Raw genomic sequence first — 890 nt, forward strand, 5'->3', positions numbered from 1 at the left:
TCTGGATGATGATATCTATGAGGTGCGACCAAACAATTTTCCAAGTAGTTGGCGTAATTCTTTTCGCCGATCAAATCGAGATTCTGGCGCTATTTTCGTTGGCGCAGGAGCACCGCCGCCTGGTACTCATGGACGCGATCATGGACCAGATAGATCAAGATTGGGTTTTTCAAACTACGGCGCACTGATCGATGCACAAGGCTGGGGTCGTGAAGTGACGACGTGTGGCTATGGTGATCTACAAAGCGGTTTAGACGAGGACGTTTGGTACACAGATACTTTTTCAGGCACGTCGTCTGCATCACCTATTGTGGTTGGAGCCGTGGCCTCATTGCAAGGTATGGCGCGTGCCCGCGGTAGTGCAATCCTAACACCTACCCAAATACGCCAGTGCTTACGTGCGACAGGCGCTGAACAAACTGATGCACCTGAACGTCCACGTACACAGCGTATCGGCAATAGACCCGATATAAAAGCATTATACCAATATGCCTTTGAGGGCACTCAAGCGATGATAGAAATTGAAAAAAGCAAAGAAGAAGAGTCTATTAAAGCGTTCCAAGAGTTTGAAGCGTTCAAAGCGTTTGAAAGGTTTGAACGCTTCAAACAATTCAGAGCGTTTGAGGAATTCAAAGCGTTCAAAGAAAAAGATCGTGAAGCGTTCGATACAAACGTGGGAAAAGAGACTGACACCTGATAAGAGCTTGCTCGACACGCAGTCTAACTTTCTAGAGCTTGTACCGTTACAAGCTTATCCATAAACAAGCTCTTTTTTCGTAAACTTAATTCTTTAAGACAAAACAACTAAACATAAAAAAGCCAATCGTTAACGATTGGCTTTTTTATTGTCAATAGTAATTGGTGCTCACTAAACTATTTTTTTTCAGCGC

The 890-nt window shown here is 44.3% G+C and carries 1 protein-coding gene; it reads left to right on the plus strand.

The genetic code is table 11. The features are described from left to right. Positions 1–697 (plus strand): S8 family serine peptidase (locus ACS8FD_RS18190; RefSeq protein ID WP_439276883.1); only part of this gene is annotated, 697 nt, incomplete at its 5' end. Positions 698–890 lie beyond the last annotated feature (193 nt).

This window comes from Psychrobacter sp. 1U2 (assembly GCF_051847575.1).